This is a genomic window from Martinezella lusitana (assembly GCF_900094565.1).
In the GTDB taxonomy this organism is placed as follows: domain Bacteria; phylum Pseudomonadota; class Alphaproteobacteria; order Rhizobiales; family Rhizobiaceae; genus Rhizobium; species Rhizobium lusitanum.
Map to the genome: position 1 here is coordinate 536,651 of NZ_FMAF01000001.1, position 17,679 is coordinate 554,329.

The 17,679-nt window shown below is 60.4% G+C and carries 18 protein-coding genes; 5 read left to right on the plus strand and 13 right to left on the minus strand.

Going from position 1 to position 17,679, the window contains the following annotated elements; genetic code table 11:
- The first annotated feature begins 3 nt into the window (after nt 1-3).
- The 3 genes from GA0061101_RS02560 to moaB are packed head-to-tail and all read left to right on the plus strand — an operon-like array spanning nt 4 to nt 3,328.
- A complete protein-coding gene (locus tag GA0061101_RS02560; protein ID WP_047640437.1) occupies nt 4-1,857 on the plus strand; it encodes a tetratricopeptide repeat protein in 1,854 nt (617 codons plus the stop codon).
- An 8-nt stretch (nt 1,858-1,865) separates the two neighbouring features.
- Complete coding sequence (locus GA0061101_RS02565) at nt 1,866-2,774, plus strand: 4-(cytidine 5'-diphospho)-2-C-methyl-D-erythritol kinase (RefSeq protein WP_092572953.1); 909 nt, start codon at nt 1,866-1,868, stop codon at nt 2,772-2,774.
- The gene (gene moaB, locus GA0061101_RS02570; protein ID WP_047560929.1) at nt 2,774-3,328 is read left to right on the plus strand and encodes a molybdenum cofactor biosynthesis protein B; all 555 of its coding nucleotides are present in this window, start codon (nt 2,774-2,776) and stop codon (nt 3,326-3,328) included. The genes GA0061101_RS02565 and moaB overlap by 1 nt, the downstream gene beginning before the upstream one ends.
- Nucleotides 3,329-3,359: 31 nt before the next feature.
- Here the strand turns inward: moaB and GA0061101_RS02575 are convergent, their stop codons facing one another.
- Nucleotides 3,360-3,674: a hypothetical protein gene (locus tag GA0061101_RS02575; RefSeq protein WP_047560876.1), complete on the minus strand. Its 315-nt coding sequence runs from the start codon at nt 3,672-3,674 to the stop codon at nt 3,360-3,362.
- 176 nt (nt 3,675-3,850) lie between these two features.
- Nucleotides 3,851-4,369 carry a glycosyltransferase family 2 protein gene (locus GA0061101_RS02580; protein ID WP_037198514.1) on the minus strand — a complete coding sequence of 173 codons (519 nt, stop codon included), beginning with the start codon at nt 4,367-4,369 and terminating at the stop codon, nt 3,851-3,853.
- Nucleotides 4,370-4,575: 206 nt separating this feature from the next.
- Between GA0061101_RS02580 and GA0061101_RS02585 the strand changes: the two genes are divergently transcribed.
- Both GA0061101_RS02585 and GA0061101_RS02590 read left to right on the plus strand, forming a co-directional pair.
- On the plus strand, nt 4,576-5,733 hold the full coding sequence (locus GA0061101_RS02585) for a PA0069 family radical SAM protein (protein WP_092572954.1): 1,158 nt from the start codon (nt 4,576-4,578) through the stop codon (nt 5,731-5,733).
- A 110-nt stretch (nt 5,734-5,843) separates the two neighbouring features.
- The gene (locus tag GA0061101_RS02590) at nt 5,844-6,503 is read left to right on the plus strand and encodes a ribonuclease HII (protein ID WP_037198512.1); all 660 of its coding nucleotides are present in this window, start codon (nt 5,844-5,846) and stop codon (nt 6,501-6,503) included.
- A 21-nt stretch (nt 6,504-6,524) separates the two neighbouring features.
- Here the strand turns inward: GA0061101_RS02590 and GA0061101_RS02595 are convergent, their stop codons facing one another.
- The 11 genes from GA0061101_RS02595 to GA0061101_RS02650 form a co-directional block, all read right to left on the minus strand.
- Nucleotides 6,525-7,289, minus strand: a complete 765-nt coding sequence (locus GA0061101_RS02595) for a phosphotransferase enzyme family protein (protein WP_092572955.1) — start codon at nt 7,287-7,289, stop codon at nt 6,525-6,527.
- Between the two features lie 129 nt (nt 7,290-7,418).
- A complete protein-coding gene (locus GA0061101_RS02600; protein WP_047560865.1) occupies nt 7,419-7,910 on the minus strand; it encodes a F0F1 ATP synthase subunit B in 492 nt (163 codons plus the stop codon).
- A gap of 3 nt (nt 7,911-7,913) precedes the next feature.
- Nucleotides 7,914-8,507, minus strand: coding sequence for a F0F1 ATP synthase subunit B (locus tag GA0061101_RS02605; protein WP_037198509.1), 594 nt, complete (start codon nt 8,505-8,507; stop codon nt 7,914-7,916).
- Nucleotides 8,508-8,585: 78 nt separating this feature from the next.
- Complete coding sequence (locus GA0061101_RS02610) at nt 8,586-8,813, minus strand: F0F1 ATP synthase subunit C (RefSeq protein ID WP_004109844.1); 228 nt, start codon at nt 8,811-8,813, stop codon at nt 8,586-8,588.
- Between the two features lie 66 nt (nt 8,814-8,879).
- On the minus strand, nt 8,880-9,632 hold the full coding sequence (locus GA0061101_RS02615; RefSeq protein ID WP_037198508.1) for a F0F1 ATP synthase subunit A: 753 nt from the start codon (nt 9,630-9,632) through the stop codon (nt 8,880-8,882).
- A gap of 79 nt (nt 9,633-9,711) precedes the next feature.
- The gene (locus tag GA0061101_RS02620) at nt 9,712-10,056 is read right to left on the minus strand and encodes an AtpZ/AtpI family protein (protein ID WP_037198506.1); all 345 of its coding nucleotides are present in this window, start codon (nt 10,054-10,056) and stop codon (nt 9,712-9,714) included.
- 307 nt (nt 10,057-10,363) lie between these two features.
- Nucleotides 10,364-11,545: a cell wall hydrolase gene (locus GA0061101_RS02625; RefSeq protein WP_092572956.1), complete on the minus strand. Its 1,182-nt coding sequence runs from the start codon at nt 11,543-11,545 to the stop codon at nt 10,364-10,366.
- Nucleotides 11,546-11,715: 170 nt separating this feature from the next.
- Complete coding sequence (locus GA0061101_RS02630; protein ID WP_376774219.1) at nt 11,716-13,581, minus strand: potassium transporter Kup; 1,866 nt, start codon at nt 13,579-13,581, stop codon at nt 11,716-11,718.
- Nucleotides 13,582-13,634: 53 nt separating this feature from the next.
- The gene (locus GA0061101_RS02635; RefSeq protein ID WP_092572957.1) at nt 13,635-14,612 is read right to left on the minus strand and encodes a magnesium transporter CorA family protein; all 978 of its coding nucleotides are present in this window, start codon (nt 14,610-14,612) and stop codon (nt 13,635-13,637) included.
- 414 nt (nt 14,613-15,026) lie between these two features.
- Entirely contained in the window at nt 15,027-16,175 is a 1,149-nt protein-coding gene (locus tag GA0061101_RS02640) for an Mrp/NBP35 family ATP-binding protein (protein ID WP_037198500.1), read from the minus strand.
- 666 nt (nt 16,176-16,841) lie between these two features.
- A complete protein-coding gene (locus GA0061101_RS02650) occupies nt 16,842-17,582 on the minus strand; it encodes a helix-turn-helix transcriptional regulator (RefSeq protein WP_173410450.1) in 741 nt (246 codons plus the stop codon).
- Between the last annotated feature and the right edge of the window lie 97 nt (nt 17,583-17,679).

Here is a 17,679-nt window from a genome sequence, read left to right on the forward strand (position 1 = left end):
CTAATGCGGCAGAGACTTGCCATCCGTTTCCTCTCGGGCGTAGCCTTGGCGGCGATCCTTTCCGTGTCCGCCCTGAATGGCGCGCGTGCTGAGGACAAGCCGGCAGCGCCGGAGATCAACACCCCGGTCGCCTTCGATCCGGAAAATGTCGATACTTTTGCCGGGGCTTTCCTGGCCGCCCGCACAGCCGATGTCGACCACGACTACGACACCGCCATCGCGCTCTACAAAAAGGCGCTGATGATCGAGCCGGGCAATCCGGAAATCCGTCAGCGGTTGATGATTTCGCTGCTGCTCAACGGCAATCTTGAAGAAGGCGTGAAATACGCCAACGAGCTGAAGAGCGATCCCTCCGTCGAGCGCGTCACGACGATCGTGCGCGGCATGGACGCCATCCGCCGCCATGAATACAGGAGCGCTCAGGATATCCTGAAGTATAACGGTCCGAACGATCTCGACCGGATGATGACCAACCTGCTCTCCGCCTGGGCCCGCGCTGGCTCCGGCCGCGGCAAGGAAGCGATCGCGATGATCGACAAGATGAAGGGCCCCGATTGGTTCAACATCTTCAAGAACTATCATGCCGGCGCCATCGCCCTGACGATAGGCGATTTGAAATCGGCACGCTCGCATCTCAACGACGCCGTCCTCGACAAGACGGGTGGCGCAACGGCACCCGACACCTTCATGCGCTCCGTCATGGCACTGGCACGCCTCGAGGCCAAGGCCGGCGACAAGCAGAAGGCTCTCGATGCAATTTCGGTCGGCGACAACCTCGTCAGCAATTACGCGCCGCTCAATGCGCTTCGCGACAGCATCAGCAAGGGTGATACGCCAGAGCAGCAGGTAACTGACGCGACGCAGGGCGCGGCGGCCGTGCTGTTCACCATCGGTGCCGCGCTCAACCGGGACGGCGCCGAAGATGTCGTTTCGCTTTATCTGCAGATCGCCAACTCGCTCGATTCGAAGGCCGCCGATACGCTGGTTCTTCTCGGCGGGCTTGCGGAAAAGCAGGAGCAGACCGATCGCGCCATCGCTTTCTACAGGAAGGTGCCGGACAATTCGCCGATGGCCCGCATCTCCGAGCTGCAACTCGGCCTTGCTCTGGCGCAGGCCGGCAAGGTTGACGATGCCCGCAAGCATCTGAAGGCGCTGATCGATTCCGACCCCAACGACGTCCGCAGCTATCTGGCCTATGGCAGCGTCCTTTCCGATGCCAAGGACTTCCAGGCCATGGCCGATAACTACGACAAGGCCGTGCAGATCATCGGCCCCGTGCCGAAGCGCAGCGACTGGGCCGTGTTCTTCCAGCGCGGCATCGCCTATGAGCGGCTGAAGAAGTGGGCCGATGCCGAGCCGAACTTCAAGAAGGCTCTGGAACTCAACCCGGATCAGCCGCAGGTGCTGAACTATCTCGGCTATTCCTGGGTCGACATGAACATGAACCTCGACCAGGGTCTGGACATGATCCGGAAGGCCGTCGACCTCAAGCCGGATGACGGCTATATCGTCGATTCGCTCGGCTGGGCCTATTTCCGCCTCAACCGCTTCGACGATGCAGTGAACGAGCTGGAGCGCGCCGCACAGCTCAAGGCCGGCGATCCCACCATCAACGATCATCTGGGCGATGCCTATTGGCGCGTAAACCGCAAGCTCGAAGCCGTCTACCAGTGGAATCGGGCGTTGGCCTCGAAGCCGGAAGAAGCCGATATTCCGAAGATCAAGGAGAAGGTCGACAAGGGCTTGCCTGCGCTCGACACCGATCCGAAGACGGTCGACAAGACCAAGCAGCCCGATCCGGCACCGGCGCCCGCTCCCGATTCGAACGCGCCGGCTCCGGTCGATAAGAAGTCCTAAGACTTTTCATGAACGCGATCTTGGCAGCGGGCGATTTCGACCTCACGGAGGAAGCGCCCGCAAAGATCAATCTTGCGCTGCATGTGATGGGCCGCCGCGCCGACGGCTATCATCTGCTCGATATGCTGGTGAGCTTTGCCCGCCACGGCGACCGCCTTGCCTTTCGCACCAGCGAGCATGACGAATTCAGCCTTTCCGGGCGCTTTGCCCCTCTTCTCTCCGCCGATGCAGAAGCGGGAAACAACCTCGTTCTCAAGGCGCGAGATCTGCTGCGGCAGGTTCTTTTCGAGATCGATGCGCCGCCCGTTCACATCCATCTCGAAAAGAACCTGCCGATCGCCTCGGGCATCGGTGGCGGCTCGGCGGATGCGGCCGCGACGCTACGCGGGCTGACGCGGCTATGGGGCGCAGCACTGCCGGAAGAAACGACAAAGGCAATTGCGCTGAAGCTCGGGGCGGATGTGCCGATGTGCCTCGCGAGCCGGCCGTTGGTGGCGCGCGGCATTGGCGAGGCGATCGAACTCCTGCCGGATTTTCCGTCCTTTTCCATGGTTCTCGGCAATCCCCTTGTCGGCGTCTCGACACCGGAGGTATTCCGCCGGCTTTCCCGCAAGGACAATCCGCCGCTCCTGTTCCCGTCGCGGATGCCGCAGGGGCGCGACGAATGGATCGAGACGATCAGAAGCCTGCGCAACGACCTCGAGCCGCCGGCGCGAATGATTTGCGGCGAGATTTCAACGCTCGCCGGTTTGATCGGAAGCCAGCGTGCCATTGTGACGCGCATGTCCGGCTCCGGGGCGACATGCTTCGGCATCTTCGATACCATCGAGCAGGCAGAGGCTGCGGCTGCCTTGCTTCACAGACAGAGGCCGGACTGGTATTTCCAGGCGACCGAGACGATTGCGGGAGAGGCATGATGGCAGGCCCAGGCACCGAAAGATCCTTCATTCCCGTCGGCATCGCCGTGCTGACCGTCTCCGATACGCGCACGCTGGCCGACGACAAGTCCGGCGAAACGCTGGTCGCACGCATTGCCGAAGCCGGTCACAGGCTTGTCGGCCGCGCCATCGTTCCCGATGACAAGGAGCGCATTCGCGCCCAGGTGGAAGCCTGGACACTTGATGATGCGGTCGACGTCGTGATCACCACCGGCGGCACCGGTTTTACCGGCCGCGACGTCACGCCCGAGGCGCTGGAACCCTTGTTCGAAAAGCGGATGGACGGTTTTTCCGAGGTCTTCCATCGCATTTCCTACGACAAGATCGGCACGGCGACGATACAGTCGCGGGCAACCGGCGGCGTCGCCAATGCCACTTTCATCTTCGTGCTGCCGGGCTCTCCCGGCGCCTGCAAGGACGCCTGGGACGGCATATTGAAGGCACAGCTCGACTACCGGCACATGCCCTGCAATTTCGTGGAGATCATGCCCCGCCTCGACGAGCATCTGAAGCGCGGTGGCGGTTCCAAATAGATCCTGCGTGTCCGCAAGGCCTCGCAGCCCGCTATGCCTTTGGCCCCGGCAGGGCAGGAATTGATTCCCAAGTATCACCGCTGAGAATGATGCAGCTCCGTCCGGAGACGTCGCTGATCATCAGCGTCCAGTTGCCGCTTTCGGCAGCGTAGATTTCAACGATGGTGTTGGGATCGAGCTTGCCGGCAGCCGACAGCTTTTCGGAAAGATGGTCGCCAAGGAACGCGATGATATCAACGCGCTTGGCGCAAGCCAGTGTCGCTTGGGAGGCGGCAACGCCGGGATAGAGAATTGCACTTGCAACGAAGGCCGTTGCCATAAGGCGGTAGAGCATCGTGCGTTTCATAACGCACCTCCTTTCGCCGAAATCTCGGCGGAAGAGGAGAGTTCCGCTGACCAGTTCCGCCGCATACCGGCATCTTCGTGGTCGGCCGCCCAACGCGATACGCGAAAGGTGCCGCCACAACAAAATTATGACAGCTATTCCCAGGTTTACAAATGGAATCTGGGACGATGAGAGCTCTATCGCGCCGCCCGCGCGACCCAGGATGGAATGAGCTCGCTTGAAAGCCTGCGGCTTTTCTGACCTTTGGCGAATTCCGCCAGCCGCATGCCGGTTCTGGCGACGGCGATGGCCTGTGGCTTGGAAAGCAGCAATCCCAGCTCCAGGGGCGGTGTGCCGCGGCCGATGCGCTGCAGGAAAGGCCGGCGATAACCGCGCGATGCGGTAAAGCGTGCAGGCACCTTGTTCAACGAAACATATTCGGCGATCTCGTCGATCCAGCCGGCCTGCGGGCGCGCGCCGGGCTCGACGAGCAGCAGCCATTCGCCACGCGCCGTGCGCAATATGTCCTTTATATCCCACTGCGAATAGAACCGGCAGCCGGCGGCATCCGCCACCCGTGAGGTGCCGTCCCGCGAGCCGTGATCGAGCACGACGACATCGCAAACCAGGCCCTCGATCGCGCCCGCCACCAATGCCGCCAATGTCTGCGCCAGCTCAGGTTCCTGATCCTGACATTCGATGATTACCGTCAACATTGCCCATTTATAGAGCGGCGCACAATTTATTGCCAGCGCATAACCCCTCAAACCCGAAGGTTTAGCGGGAAGGCTTATACACAGCCTCAAAGGTCGCGGCGGAGTGCAATTTCGTATTTTGTTCTTGCATTGTTCTCATTTGTCGGATAGGAATTTAATCATCTTAGACGCGGCGTGCGGCGCCACGAACCGCCCTGGAGCTACCGATGAACGAGCAGTCCCTTGCAGGGCAGGCCGCATTCGCGCCTGCCAATACGCCAGACATTGCCAACGCCTTGATCGCCGACGCCGGCCTCAGGGTCGACGTCGAGCGCCGGCGCGGACGCGGCGCCGGGCTGAACCCGAGCGGCCGGTTCGAAGCTCGGCAGCGCGAGACCTTCGATGACGGCTGGCAGACCCTGGAGGAGCTTCCGCCCTTCAAGACCGAGGTGCAGGTGGAGAAGCCGCGCACCGCGATCACGCGCAACGAATCGCCGGATATTCCCTTCGATCGTTCCATCAATCCCTATCGCGGCTGCGAGCATGGCTGCATCTACTGCTTCGCGCGGCCGACGCATGCCTATATGGGCCTGTCGCCCGGGCTGGATTTCGAAGCGAAGCTGTTTGCCAAGCCGGATGCGGCGAAGCTTCTGGAGCGGGAACTGGCAAAGCCCGGCTACAAGCCGCGCGTCATCGCCATCGGCACCAACACCGATCCCTATCAGCCGATAGAGAAGGAATGGCGGATCATGCGCCAGATCCTCGAAGTGCTGAACAGGGCGAACCATCCGGTCGCTATCGTCACCAAATCAGCGCTGGTCATGCGCGATATCGATATCCTCAAGGACATGGCCGCCAAGAACCTGGTGCGGGTGGGCCTGTCGGTGACGACGCTCGATCGGAAGCTGGCGCGCACCATGGAACCGCGCGCCGCGACGCCGCCGCGGCGACTGGAGGCGATCCAGGCCCTGAGCGAGGCCGGCATCCGCACCTCGATCATGGTGGCGCCGATCATTCCCGCCCTCAACGACCATGAGATCGAGCGCATCCTCGATGCCGGCAAGGCTGCGGGCGCGCTGGAGGCAAGCTATGTGATCCTGCGGCTGCCTCTGGAAGTGAGCCCGCTGTTTCGCGACTGGCTGCTGCAGCACTATCCGGATCGCTACCGCCACGTCATGTCGCTGGTCCGCTCGATGCGCGGCGGCAAGGATTACGATGCGGAGTTCGGCAAACGCATGAAGGGTGCCGGACCCTATGCCTGGCAGATCAGCCGTCGCTTCGAAATGGCAACGCGACGGCTCGATCTCACACGCCGCAATATCGCGCTGCGCGACGACCTGTTCGTGCCGCCTGACGGCAGCGGCGTCCAGCTGTCGCTGCTCTGACCTTTCCTCGCGGGTTTTTCCCTGTGCCCGCTGGAAGAGAGCCCCCCAGGTTCGCCGCCCTGATCCACCGGGGGCTTGCAGGAGATCGGGTGGTGTGCGAGCTTTGCCGCATGCCACGCAGCACATCACCCGATTCTCCCATGCTTTTCGACGAAGCGCCAATCATCCCGACCTTCGAGCTGGAACTGATCGCCCGCCGCGCCGGACACTGGCCGGTCGCCGGTGCCGACGAGGCAGGCCGTGGGCCCCTCGCAGGGCCTGTCGTCGCAGCGGCAGTCATTCTCGATCCCGAACGCATTCCGCAGGGGCTGAACGATTCCAAGCAGCTCACCGCCGCCAGACGCGAAGCGCTGTTTGTCGAAATCCTCGCGACGGCAACCGTTTCCATTGCCTCATCGAGTGCAGCCCGTATCGACACGACGGATATCCGCAAGGCAAGCCTCGACGCGATGCGCCGTGCCATTTGCAGCCTGGCGGTGCCGGCAAGCTATGTGTTGACCGACGGCCTCGATGTGCCCGCGGGCCTTGCCTGCCCTGGCAAGGCTGTGGTCAAGGGCGATGCGCGCTCTTTCTCGATCGCAGCCGCCTCGATCGTCGCGAAGGTGACGCGTGACCGGATGATGGCGCGAGCAGGCGACGTTTTTCCCGCCTATGGCTTCGCGGCCCATGCCGGCTATGGCACTGCCCAGCATCGCGCCGGCATCGAGCTGCATGGCCCGTGCTCCCTGCACCGCATGAGCTTTCGGCCCCTGAAGAAGGAAGCCGTCTGAAGATCATATCGCTGCTATCTGTTACTCGGTCATTCCTGCCGTAATTTCCGCCGACCATCTCGTCATATAGGCAATGTCCAGGCGGTAGCCCTGATCATGTCCCTCCTTGAGGTCCCGCCGGTATTTTTCGACGCCGCGCGCCGCCTCCTGCTCCATGAAGCTCAGCAGCGCCTCCAGCCGCTCGACGATGGCATCGGGCAGAGAGCGGCGTTCTGCAGCCGACATTCCATAGGCATCGGCAAAGATGCGGGCACGCCGGATCTGGTTGTCCAGCCCATCCAGGCTTTCCACCCCGATGCCTGAGGACAGCGGCGCCCAGCGATAGACGGCATAGGCCAGATCCCAGCACCGAGGGGCGGGATGAGCCGTCTCGAAGTCGATGATACCAGTCACCTCGCCGCCGTTCAGTACGACATTATAGGGTGCGAAATCCCCATGGCAGATGACTTCGCGCGGCGTTCGGGCCGGCAATTGCCATATGCATTCCGTTGCAAGGTCGCGCAGAAACCGAGCTGAACAATCGTGATAATGACGAAGCAGAGACGCCGCCGACCGCAAGGCCAGTTCGGAGCGCATTTCGACGTTGTCGTCGAGATCGCCGGTGGTGCCGGGCAGATAGGTCACTTTCTCCCAGACCGCATCAAATCCAGCCGGCGGCGGCGCTGCGGCAAAACCATGTCGCCGCAAGGCGGCGAGCAAAGCATGAACGCTTGGTGTCCATGGGCGAACCGGCCGCAGGATGTGATCGCCCTGACGAAACGGTTCCTCGCCGTCCAATATCTGCATCGACCCTCCCTGCGCGCCCAAATGATCTAGATGCGGAAGGGGCCCTTAGTCAAACACCGAGAAGACGGGAGGCCAAAACAAAAAAAGCCCCGCCGAGGCAGGGCTCTTTTGAATTTCGATCTCTCCGGCTTAGTTCAGCCGGGTCTTCACTTCGTTGACTGCGTCGTTGAAAAGGCCCGATTGAACGCTTCCACCGGTCTTCTGCGCAAGCACGGATTCCGCAGCCGCAATCGCGAGGTCAACGGCAGCGGAACGAACCGCCTTCATCGCATCGGCTTCCGCCTGCTTGATCTTCTGCTCGGACAGCGCCGTGCGGTTGGCGACGAATTCCTCCGTCTTCTTGCGGGCTTCCGACGTCAGCATTTGGGCTTCACGCTCGGCAGCCGCAACGATGTTCGCCGCATCTGCTTCAGCTTCCTTGCGCTTGCGCTGGTATTCGGCCAGCAGATGCTGAGCCTCTTCGCGCAGGCGCTTTGCTTCTGCCAGTTCGTTGCGGATCTGATCGGCACGGTCGTCCAGCGACTTTGCCATCATGCCCGGAACCTTCAGATAAACGATCAGGCCGAGGAAGATGAGAAGCGCGACAAAAGCGAAGAAAGTTTCATCAAGAGCAAACGTCATGGATCAACCCTCCCGCTTGGCGGATGCTGCGGCAACAGCCGAAGCGACATCAGCCTTGCCGGCGACGTTGCCGACCAGCTGCTCGACGACGGCAGCAGCCGTCTCTTCCGCGATCGCTCCGACATCGCCGAAAGCCTTTTGCTTGATCTCGCCGATGCGAGCCTCAGCGGCCTTGAGCTTTTCGGAAAGGCTTGCCTCGATCGCCTTGCGATCTTCCTCGGCCTTTGCCTTGGCGGTATCGCGGGCGGTGGCGCCGATCGAATTTGCCTTGGCGCGCGCAGCTGCCAATTCGCTTTCGTAGGTCGCGACGGCAGCGTCGGCTTCAGCCTTCAGGCGCGAGGCTTCCTCGATATCCTGGGCGATACGGTCATGCCGGCTCTCCAGGATCTTGCCAACGCGCGGAATGACGATCTTCTGCATGGCCACGTAGAAGATAACGAAGGTGATCACCAGCCAAAGCAGCTGTGAGGCGTAGGTCGTATGGTCGAACGGCGGGAATACGCCGGCGTGATGGCCCTGCTCGGGCGCACCCGTTTCCGTGTGCACCTCGCCGGCGGCCGGCGGTGCTTCGTCAGCGTATGCCGGGGTCACAAACATGCTCACCTCCAGGTGGTCTGCAAATACAGAGAATCACGGCTCGCTGCCCGCGAACCGTGATCTATGACGCCGCTGATATCAGACGGCGAAGAGCAGGAGGAGAGCGATGAGCAGCGAGAAGATGCCCAGAGCTTCCGTAACGGCGAAGCCGAATACCAGACGGCCGAACTGGCTGTCAGCGGCAGACGGATTGCGCAGTGCGCCGGACAGGTAGCTGCCGAAGATATTGCCGAGGCCGAGAGCCGTGCCGGCCATACCAAAGCAAGCCAAACCTGCGCCGATGAACTTTGCTGCTTCCGCGTCCATGTTGAACTCCTTTGAAATGGTTGTGCGGTGAATGACTGACGCCCTTAGACGCCAATGTCTTTATCCTTAGTGGCCACCCGGGTGGATTGCGTCGTTGAGGTACATGCAAGTCAGTACCGCAAAGACGTAAGCCTGGAGGAAGGCAACGAGGAATTCGAGACCGGTGAGGGCGACGGTCATGATGAGGGGAAGAATTGCGCCACCGATGCCAAGCGCGCCAAGGGCTCCGAGTGAGGCGACGAAGCCTGCGAAAACCTTGAGCGTGATATGGCCGGCGAGCATGTTGGCGAAAAGACGAACGGAGAGCGAAATCGGCCGGGACAGGAACGAGATGATCTCGATGATCACCACCAGCGGCAGAAGAATGCCCGGGACGCCCTGCGGCACGAAGAGCTTGAGGAAACCGAAACCGTGCTTGAGGAAACCGTAGATAATGACCGTCAGGATGACCAGAAGCGCCAGCGCGAAGGTGACGATGATCTGGCTGGTGATGGTGTAGAAATAAGGAACCATGCCGAGCAGATTGGCCGTCAGCACGAACATGAAGAGCGAGAAGACCAGCGGGAAGAACTTCATTCCCTTCGTCCCCGCCCCTTCCTTCAACATGGAGGCGATGAACTCATAGGCCATTTCCGCCACGGACTGAGCCCGCGTCGGAATGACGCCGCGCGGTGCGCTGGCATAGTACAGGAATCCGGCAGAGAGCACTGCGGAGGCGACCATGAACAAGGAAGCGTTGGTGAACGAAAAATCAATTCCACCGATATCGATCGGGATAATCTTGAAGATCAGGAACTGATGGGTAGGTCCGTTTGCCACCGCTTGTTCTCTTTCATTTTTCCGCTCTGCCGAACGGATGCCTCTCATTTGGAAACAGCGCCCCCGGCGTTGTTTCCGCTCATTTCTTGTCAGGCCCGCGCTCTTCGAGTACCGGTGTCGCCACCTTTCCCGCGGAGCGCAGCACATTCAGCACGCCGGCACAAAATCCGAGAAGCAGCAAGATAATCATGCCCCACGGCGCCGTACCGACAAAACGGTCGAAGACATAGCCCAGAACAGCGCCCACGATGATGGCAGCAATGAACTCACTGGAAAGCTTCATCGCCTGAGCGTAGCCCTTGCGGCTTACCTCGGCGCGAACCTCCCCCGATTCATCCTCTCTCACCGCAGCGCGCTTGCTTGCCAGTTCGGCTCCCAGCTCCGCACGCCGCTTTTCCAGACCTTCGTCGCGATCATCCGTCATGGTGGCATCCTCCCATTTTCGTTGCGCGTATCCCATTTCCCCGGGCAACGCGTAAACGAACGGCAGGTTTCGCCACCTTTCGGCCCGTTTTGAAGTCGCGCGCAACATAGTTTTAGGAAAAAGCATAGTCAAGGCGTAGACACCATCTGTCCAGCCATTAATTAGCCCAATTAAATCATGAGTTTACGCTAAAGAAGCCTTACCGGGCGGAAACTGAGCCGAAGAATCCTCTTCAGCCGGCAGTCTCTTGTGGCTTTTTTGCCAGCCATGAGGCTTCAGGGCGCCTCAATTCATCGGCACGATCACGTCAGCTCCATCCGCCGCCATAGGTGCGATAGAAGATGTGCATGCCGATGCGGCCGACCTTCACCATGTATGCCGCCCATTTCGGCCTGACATAAACAGCATGGTAGTGGGTGGCCGAGCCGACTTCCGGAAGCCAGATCTTGCCGGCGGTGACGGCCATGGCAACCTGACGGGCGATGCGCCAATGCTCCGGCGAGTTGACCCGGTCCTTGACGCTGTCGCAGGCAAAGGAGAACTGGCAGGCATTGTGCCAGTCGTCGTTCTGGTAGACGACACCGCAGATGGTCTTGGGGTAGGCCGGATTGCGAACGCGATTGAGAATGACCTGGGCGACGGCCGCCTGCCCTTTTACCGATTCCCCACGCGCCTCGAAATAGATGCCGGTGGCGAGGCATTGCTGCTCATCGGAGGAGAATACCGAAGGCGGCAGGACATTGGCAGCCCAGGGATGATCCTTCGGTCCTATCTGCGGCACAAAACGACCCTCGCCGTCCTGATCCTTGGCAAGGATGGAATCGAAGGGCGAAGTCCGAGCATAGTCCGGCGCCGGCGACGCATAGGCGGCGGCCAGAACATCGGCATTCTGATTGGTGACCAGGCCCGCCAGATAAGTCGGCACACCATCGTCCGGCTGCGGCGGCCGCTTCTTGTAGAAGGCGGTGGCGATCTGGATCTCCTTGCCGCCGAGTTTCGGCTTCAGGAACGCGGTCCGCTCGCCGGTGTCCGATTCCTGCCGAAACAGCATGCTTTGCCGCTGCAGCACAGAGCCGGCAGAAAAATCCTTCGGCGGCAACATCGGCGCGACGGAAACTATCCGGCCCTTCTTGTCCCGACGATTGATGCGCTCTTCATCCGGCCGGGGATCGCTGCCCTTCTGCTCGGAAAGGAAGGCTACGCGGCGGCCATCGGGCATCACGAGACCGCCATCGCCAACGGCAGCCGCCGTCTTTGCATCGCCGAAGGCCAGTTCTGCCTGGTGGGTGGAGCCGGCCGGCGAGTTGGTCATCACCATGCGCCAGTTGCTGCCTTCCCTGTCGATGCCCGAAAGCAGGCCGGCGAGATCGGCGTAGGCAGCCGTCGATGGAAAGATCAGCCAGGCGCAAAGCCCGAAGACGGCTGGAGATATCCAATTTTTTGGAAGAATCCGCAATTTTCGGCTGATATGAGGCGAACGAGACAACACCGGACTCCAAACGGCACTCGGAACTAAGAGCCGGAATAATCTCCCATTAACCTTGATGGATGGTTAATTCGCGCAAAGGCGCATTCATCAATGGGCGAGCGACAGCCTGAAAGAAAAAAGGCCCGGCGGATATCCACCGGGCCTTTGACAAAACAGCGATAGCATCTGCCTCAGATGATGACGTGCGATCCGAGTTCGACCACGCGGTTGGCCGGCAGGCGGAAGTAGTCCGACGGATCCGTCGCGGCATTGGCGAGCGCGATATAGAGCCGGTCCTGCCAATGCGGCATGCCGGATTTGGCATCGGGCACCAGCTTGCGACGGCCCAGATAGAAAGAGGTCGACATGATGTCGAACTTCAGGCCGGTCTTGCGCAGGGTTGCGAGCGCCTGCGAGACGTTCTGCGATTCCATGAAGCCGAAGCGCAGCTCGACACGCGAGAAGCGGTCGGAGACCTTCTCGACCGAATAGCGATCTTCCTGGGCGACGCGCGGCTTGTTGATCGTGCGGATCGTCAGGATGACGTTCTTGTCGTGCAGGACGTGATTATGCTTCAGATTGTGGAGCAGCGCAGCGGGCGCCGATTCCGGATCGCTGGTCAGGAAGATCGCCGTGCCCGGTACATGCGCCGGCGAGTGATCGCTCTTGCGCTCGATCGAGCTGACGAAGGATGACAGCGGGATGTCGGTATGCCGCGTCTTTTCCATGAGGATCGCGGTGCCGCGACGCCAGGTCCACATGATGACGGTGAAGGCGGTTGCGATCAGCACCGGTACATAGCCGCCGTCGTGGATCTTCAGCAGGTTGGCGCCGAGGAAGACGAATTCCAGCAGCACCAGCGGCGCCAGCACGGCGATAGCCATGGGTAGCGTCCAATTCCAGCGAACGCGGACGAACTCGAAAGCCATGATCGAGGTGACGACCATCGCACCGGTGACCGAAATACCGTAGGCCGTCGCCAGGGCATCCGAGGTCTTAAAGCTCAGCACCAGGAAAATGACGCCGAAGAACAGGACGGCGTTGACCGACGGCAGGAAGATCTGGCCGGTATTGGTCTCGGAGGTGAAGAGGATTTCCATGCGCGGCAGGAAGCCCAGATGGATGGCCTGGCGTGTCAGCGAGAAAGCGCCTGTTATAACGGCCTGGCTGGCGATGATCGTTGCCATGGTGGCGAGAATGACCACCGGCAGGATGGCCCAGCGCGGATACATCAGGAAGAAGGGATCCGACATGGCAAGCGGTTCGCGCAGCACCAGGGCGCCCTGGCCGAAATAGTTCAGCGTCAGCGACGGAAACACCAGCGCGAACCAAGCCCACTGGATCGGCCGGCGGCCGAAATGGCCGAGGTCGGCATACAGCGCTTCCGCGCCGGTCACGGTCAGGAAGACGGCGCCGAGCACGACCACGCCGAGAAAGCCCTCCTTGACGAGGAAATTGACCGCATACCAGGGATTGAAGGCCGCGAGGATGCCGTAGTCATCGGAGATGTGCATGATGCCGACAACGCCCATGACGATGAACCACAGCGCCGTGATCGGGCCGAAGAAACGGGCGACGGCGCCGGTGCCATGCGACTGGATGGCAAAAAGCAGCGCCAGAATCGCAACCGATATGGGCACGATATAAGCCGACAGCTGCGGCGTCACCAGCTTCAGACCCTCGACGGCGGAAAGCACCGAGAGCGCCGGAGTGATCATCGCGTCGCCGAGAAAAAGTGCGGCGCCCAACAATCCGAGCAGCATCAGGACGGCTGTATGGCCGTTTGCCGTCTTCATCAGCAGCGCCAGGAGCGACAGCGTGCCGCCTTCGCCGTCATTGTCGGCGCGCAGCAGAAAAAGGACATATTTGATCGTGACGATGATGGTCAGCGCCCAGAACATCAGCGAGACGACGCTGATCACTTCGTTGCGCGTCAGGCCGTCGACGGCCACCGGTTTCAGTGCCTCGCGAAAGGCATAGAGCGGGCTCGTGCCGATGTCACCATAGACGACGCCGACCGATCCGAGGGCGAGGTAGGCGAGCTTACGAGGGTTCATTTTCCCGTCGGGAGAATGATCGGTTTGGTTAGACATTCAGGACCACTAGACTCTCAGAGCCAGCCTTTCCAGCGAAAAAAGAAAAACGGGACGATGGCGGATATGACCATCAGCAGCAGCGAGGCCGGGTATCCGTAGGCGAAATGCAGTTCGGGCATAAGCTCGAAATTCATGCCATAGACGGATGCCACGAGCGTCGGCGGCAGAAACACAACAGATGCTATCGAGAAGATCTTGATGATGGCGTTCTGCTCGATATTGATCAGTCCGAGCGATGCATCCAGCAGGAAGGTGATGTTGCCTGCGACGAAAGATGCATGCTCCGACAGGGATTGCACATCCCGCGAGACATTGCGGCACAATTCCTTGGCCTCTTGGTCCTGCTGCATGGCGGATATGGTATAAAGGAAGGTCAGCAGCCGCGACAAAGAACTCAGGCTGTCACGCACCTTGCTGATGGTACGATGGTAGCCTGCAATGTCCTTGAGCTTCTCTTCCAGATAGTTTGACGGGCGGCGGATCTTCTTGACACGATCGCCGAACACATGCGCCGACAATATATCGATACCGGAGACCGTCTGTTCAAGGACCTCCGCGGTGCGGTCGACGATCGTTTCCAAAAGCATGGTCAGCAGCGCGATACCGGTACGCCGCTCCGGGGGAATGCGCGGCAGAGCCGCGATGAACAGCGCGAAGGATTTCGGCTGCGCATAACGGATCGTCACCAGCCGATGTCCCGTCAGGATGAAGGCGACATCGGTCAGCATCGGCAGATTGGTATCGGCCTTCCACAATAGCGAGGCCGTCAGAAAAACCGAGCCGTTCTCGACATAGAGCCGGCTCGACGGCTCGATATCCTTCATGTCCTCTCGCGTCGGCACTTGGAGCCCAAGCAGGCGCTCGATGTTGGCTTCTTCCTCGCGCGTAGGGTCGACCATGTCGATCCAGATAACATTGTCGGGCAAGTGAGCGGCAGCCGAAAGGTCGTGAAGCTCAAGCGGCTTTGAATCTGAGCAATGGGCAGTTATCAACTGCTGGCTCCCAGAGCAGCGGAGACAAAGCTACAGCCAAGGCGCTTTGCACGCACTCGCCGCGATCCCACCAATGGCCAATGAAAAAAACTCATAAAACTCCGGTCGTATCCCGCCGGTTCGGCCGGGAATCCGTGTCCATGTTCCATTGCGCTGCTGTACCAATCCTTCGTCCGTCCCGGTGACCCAGCCTAGCCGAACGAAATAAAACCACCGAACGGCGGAGGGTGGTCATAGGACACGCCAGACCAGCTCCACGTCGGCGGCGCATATGCAGCAAAGCTCGCAAAGAATCAAGTCACAACCTCTTCATTGCGCGCTTTCACCGCAGATTCCCAAATTCTGCGAAGTCATAGCACACGATGCCGGCAAGACAATCCGTGGCGACGGAGAAAGCGGATATGCCGCTGTGTATTATTCAAACACGATGGCGGGCGCGGCGCGCAGCGGGGTATTGGCCACTTGTGCCCAGACCTTCGCGGCGATCTCGCGATAGATACCGGCGACCACGCCTTCCGGTTCGGCGGCGACGAGCGGCGTGCCGGCGTCGGAGGTCTCGCGAATGCTCATGGTCAGCGGCACTTCGCCAAGGAAGGGCACGCCGATGCGTTCGGCTTCCTTGCGCGCGCCGCCATGGCCGAAGATATCGTAACGCGCGCCCGTATCCGGAGCGATGAAATAGCTCATGTTTTCAACGATGCCGAGGACGGGAACCTCAACCTTGCGGAACATGTTGAGGCCCTTGCGCGCATCGATCAATGCCAGGTCCTGCGGGGTGGAGACGATGACGGCGCCGGCAAGCGGCACCTGCTGCGCCATGGTCAATTGCACGTCGCCCGTGCCGGGCGGCATGTCGACGACGAGCACGTCGAGCTCGCCCCAGGCAACCTCGCGCAACATCTGCAAGAGTGCGGACTGAACCATCGGCCCGCGCCAGATCATCGCGGTCTCTTCCTCGACGAGAAAGCCCATCGACATGACCTTGAGACCGTAGTTCTCCATGGGAACGATAATGCGGCCATCGATCTGTGACGGCTTGCCCGAGATCTTCAGCAGGCGCGGCATCGACGGGCCATAGACGTCGGCGTCCAGGATGCCGACGCGCAAGCCATTGGCAAGCAGGCCGAGCGCAAGATTGACCGCCGTCGTCGATTTGCCGACGCCGCCCTTCCCCGACGCGACCGCGATGATGGCGCCGACGCCGGGAACGCCGATCTTGGCGGCGCGGGGTGGCTGTTGCGGGGCATGCGGATGGGAATGGGCATGCGGGGCAGCTTGCGGCGGCGCCGGGCGCGCAGCCGGGGCGCCGGCCTTCTTGTCGGCGGTCAGCGCCACCATGGCACCTTTGACACCGGGCATTTGCTTGACGACGCGCTCGGCCGCAAGGCGCATCGGCTCCAGATCCTTGGCGCGTTCGGCGGGAACAGTGATGGAGAAATAGACCTTGCCATCGGAGATAAAGACATCCGACACCATGCCGAGCTCAACGATATTGTGCTCCAGATCCGGGCCGCGAACCGTCTTCAGCGTCTCCAGCACCTGTTCCTTGGTGATGTCTGCCATTCCATCCTCACTGCGCAATCTTCATCCGGAGCAAGGCATCAAGTCGCGTGCCTTCCGGAATCTCTCTGGCTTAGATAGTGGAGCGGGAGGGCTTCGCCAAACGAAATCCAGGGGGCTTCGACAAAAAGCGTCGTCCGCTGCGGCCAGCAGGTCCGCCGGGTCTATGACCCTTACCAGCCGCAACGCTCTCCCAAGACGAAAGTTATTTGCGACGGCCGACATAAAGCAAAGTTGGGAAAGAAGTAGGGCAAGGTCGCAAAAATCGTGCTTTCGGCCTCATCGATGTCGATCGACGTGCCAAATAAGCAACAACCGCCGCCGATACCTTTCGCCAGGAGAAGTAGGGCGATGGTATCAACGACGGTCGTCTGATCCGCGCGCATTGATCGGCGCTGTTATCAAAGTCCCCTCTGGACCTCTGCCTGTTACCAAGCAGGAAGCGTGCCAATTTCGGAGGAAACAGAGAAGCTTATATTTTTCAAACACTTGAGGAACAGACGCTCAATTGCGCGGCGAAAGTGCCGCAAAGCGCTCCATCAGTTTTTATTTGCAGCGCACAAAATTCACTCAGGATGCTGCCTGAATTTCGTTCAATTGGGATCAGTTCGGCCGTCGATCGCTCGCGAAACAAAATATCCATCCGGACCGGGCGTCGGCGAGCAAGGCCTATTTTATCAGCCCGACGCGGAGCGCCTTGGCAACCGCTTGCGTGCGGTTGACGGTATCGAGTTTCTTGGTGGCCCGGTTCAGATAGTGATTGACGGTATGTTCCGAGAGCGTGAGGATTTCGGCAATTTCGGCGCTGGTTTTGCCGGCTGCCGTCCAGTTCAGGCAATCGATCTCGCGATCGGTAAGTGCATCGACAACGCGGATGTCAAGATTGCGGATCTCTGCAAGCCGATCGAAGATATGGGTTGCGATATAGAAGAGATCCTTGACCTCTTCGCGCGAGAAAGGCTCGCGATCGCCGGCCAGCGAAACCGCTCCGCGAACGCCTGAGACATCATGGGCCGGCAGATAGATGAAGCGCGTCATGCGAAAGCGTTCGAACAAGGCAACCGCGAACTGGGATTTGCTCTCTTCCCTATTCGGGCTCGTGGAGACCTCGTAGACAAAGGGCAAGGTCGAGGTTCGCAGGCGCTGCAACACCGGGCTGGTCGGCAACAACGCTTCCTGATCATAGATGGACAGAAGTTCAGCCGGCCAGTTATTGATCACCGAACTGCTCTGCAACTCGAAGGAGGTGATCGGCGGCAGATTGACGACCATGAAGGCCCGGCAACGATAGACCTCCGTCAATCGTTTCATGAACCGAAACACGTCGAATTGGGTCTTCAGCCTGCTGACTTCGTCAATATAGTCCTCGCCGCGAGGAGACGTTCCCACCTGCACCAATGCCGCCATCATCAGTCTTCTTTATGTAAAAAAGGGAAAAATACGAAATTTCCGTCTCTTGGCCCCGGAAGGTCATCGTACCAACGTCGGTAGCCGGCACTTGTTCAAA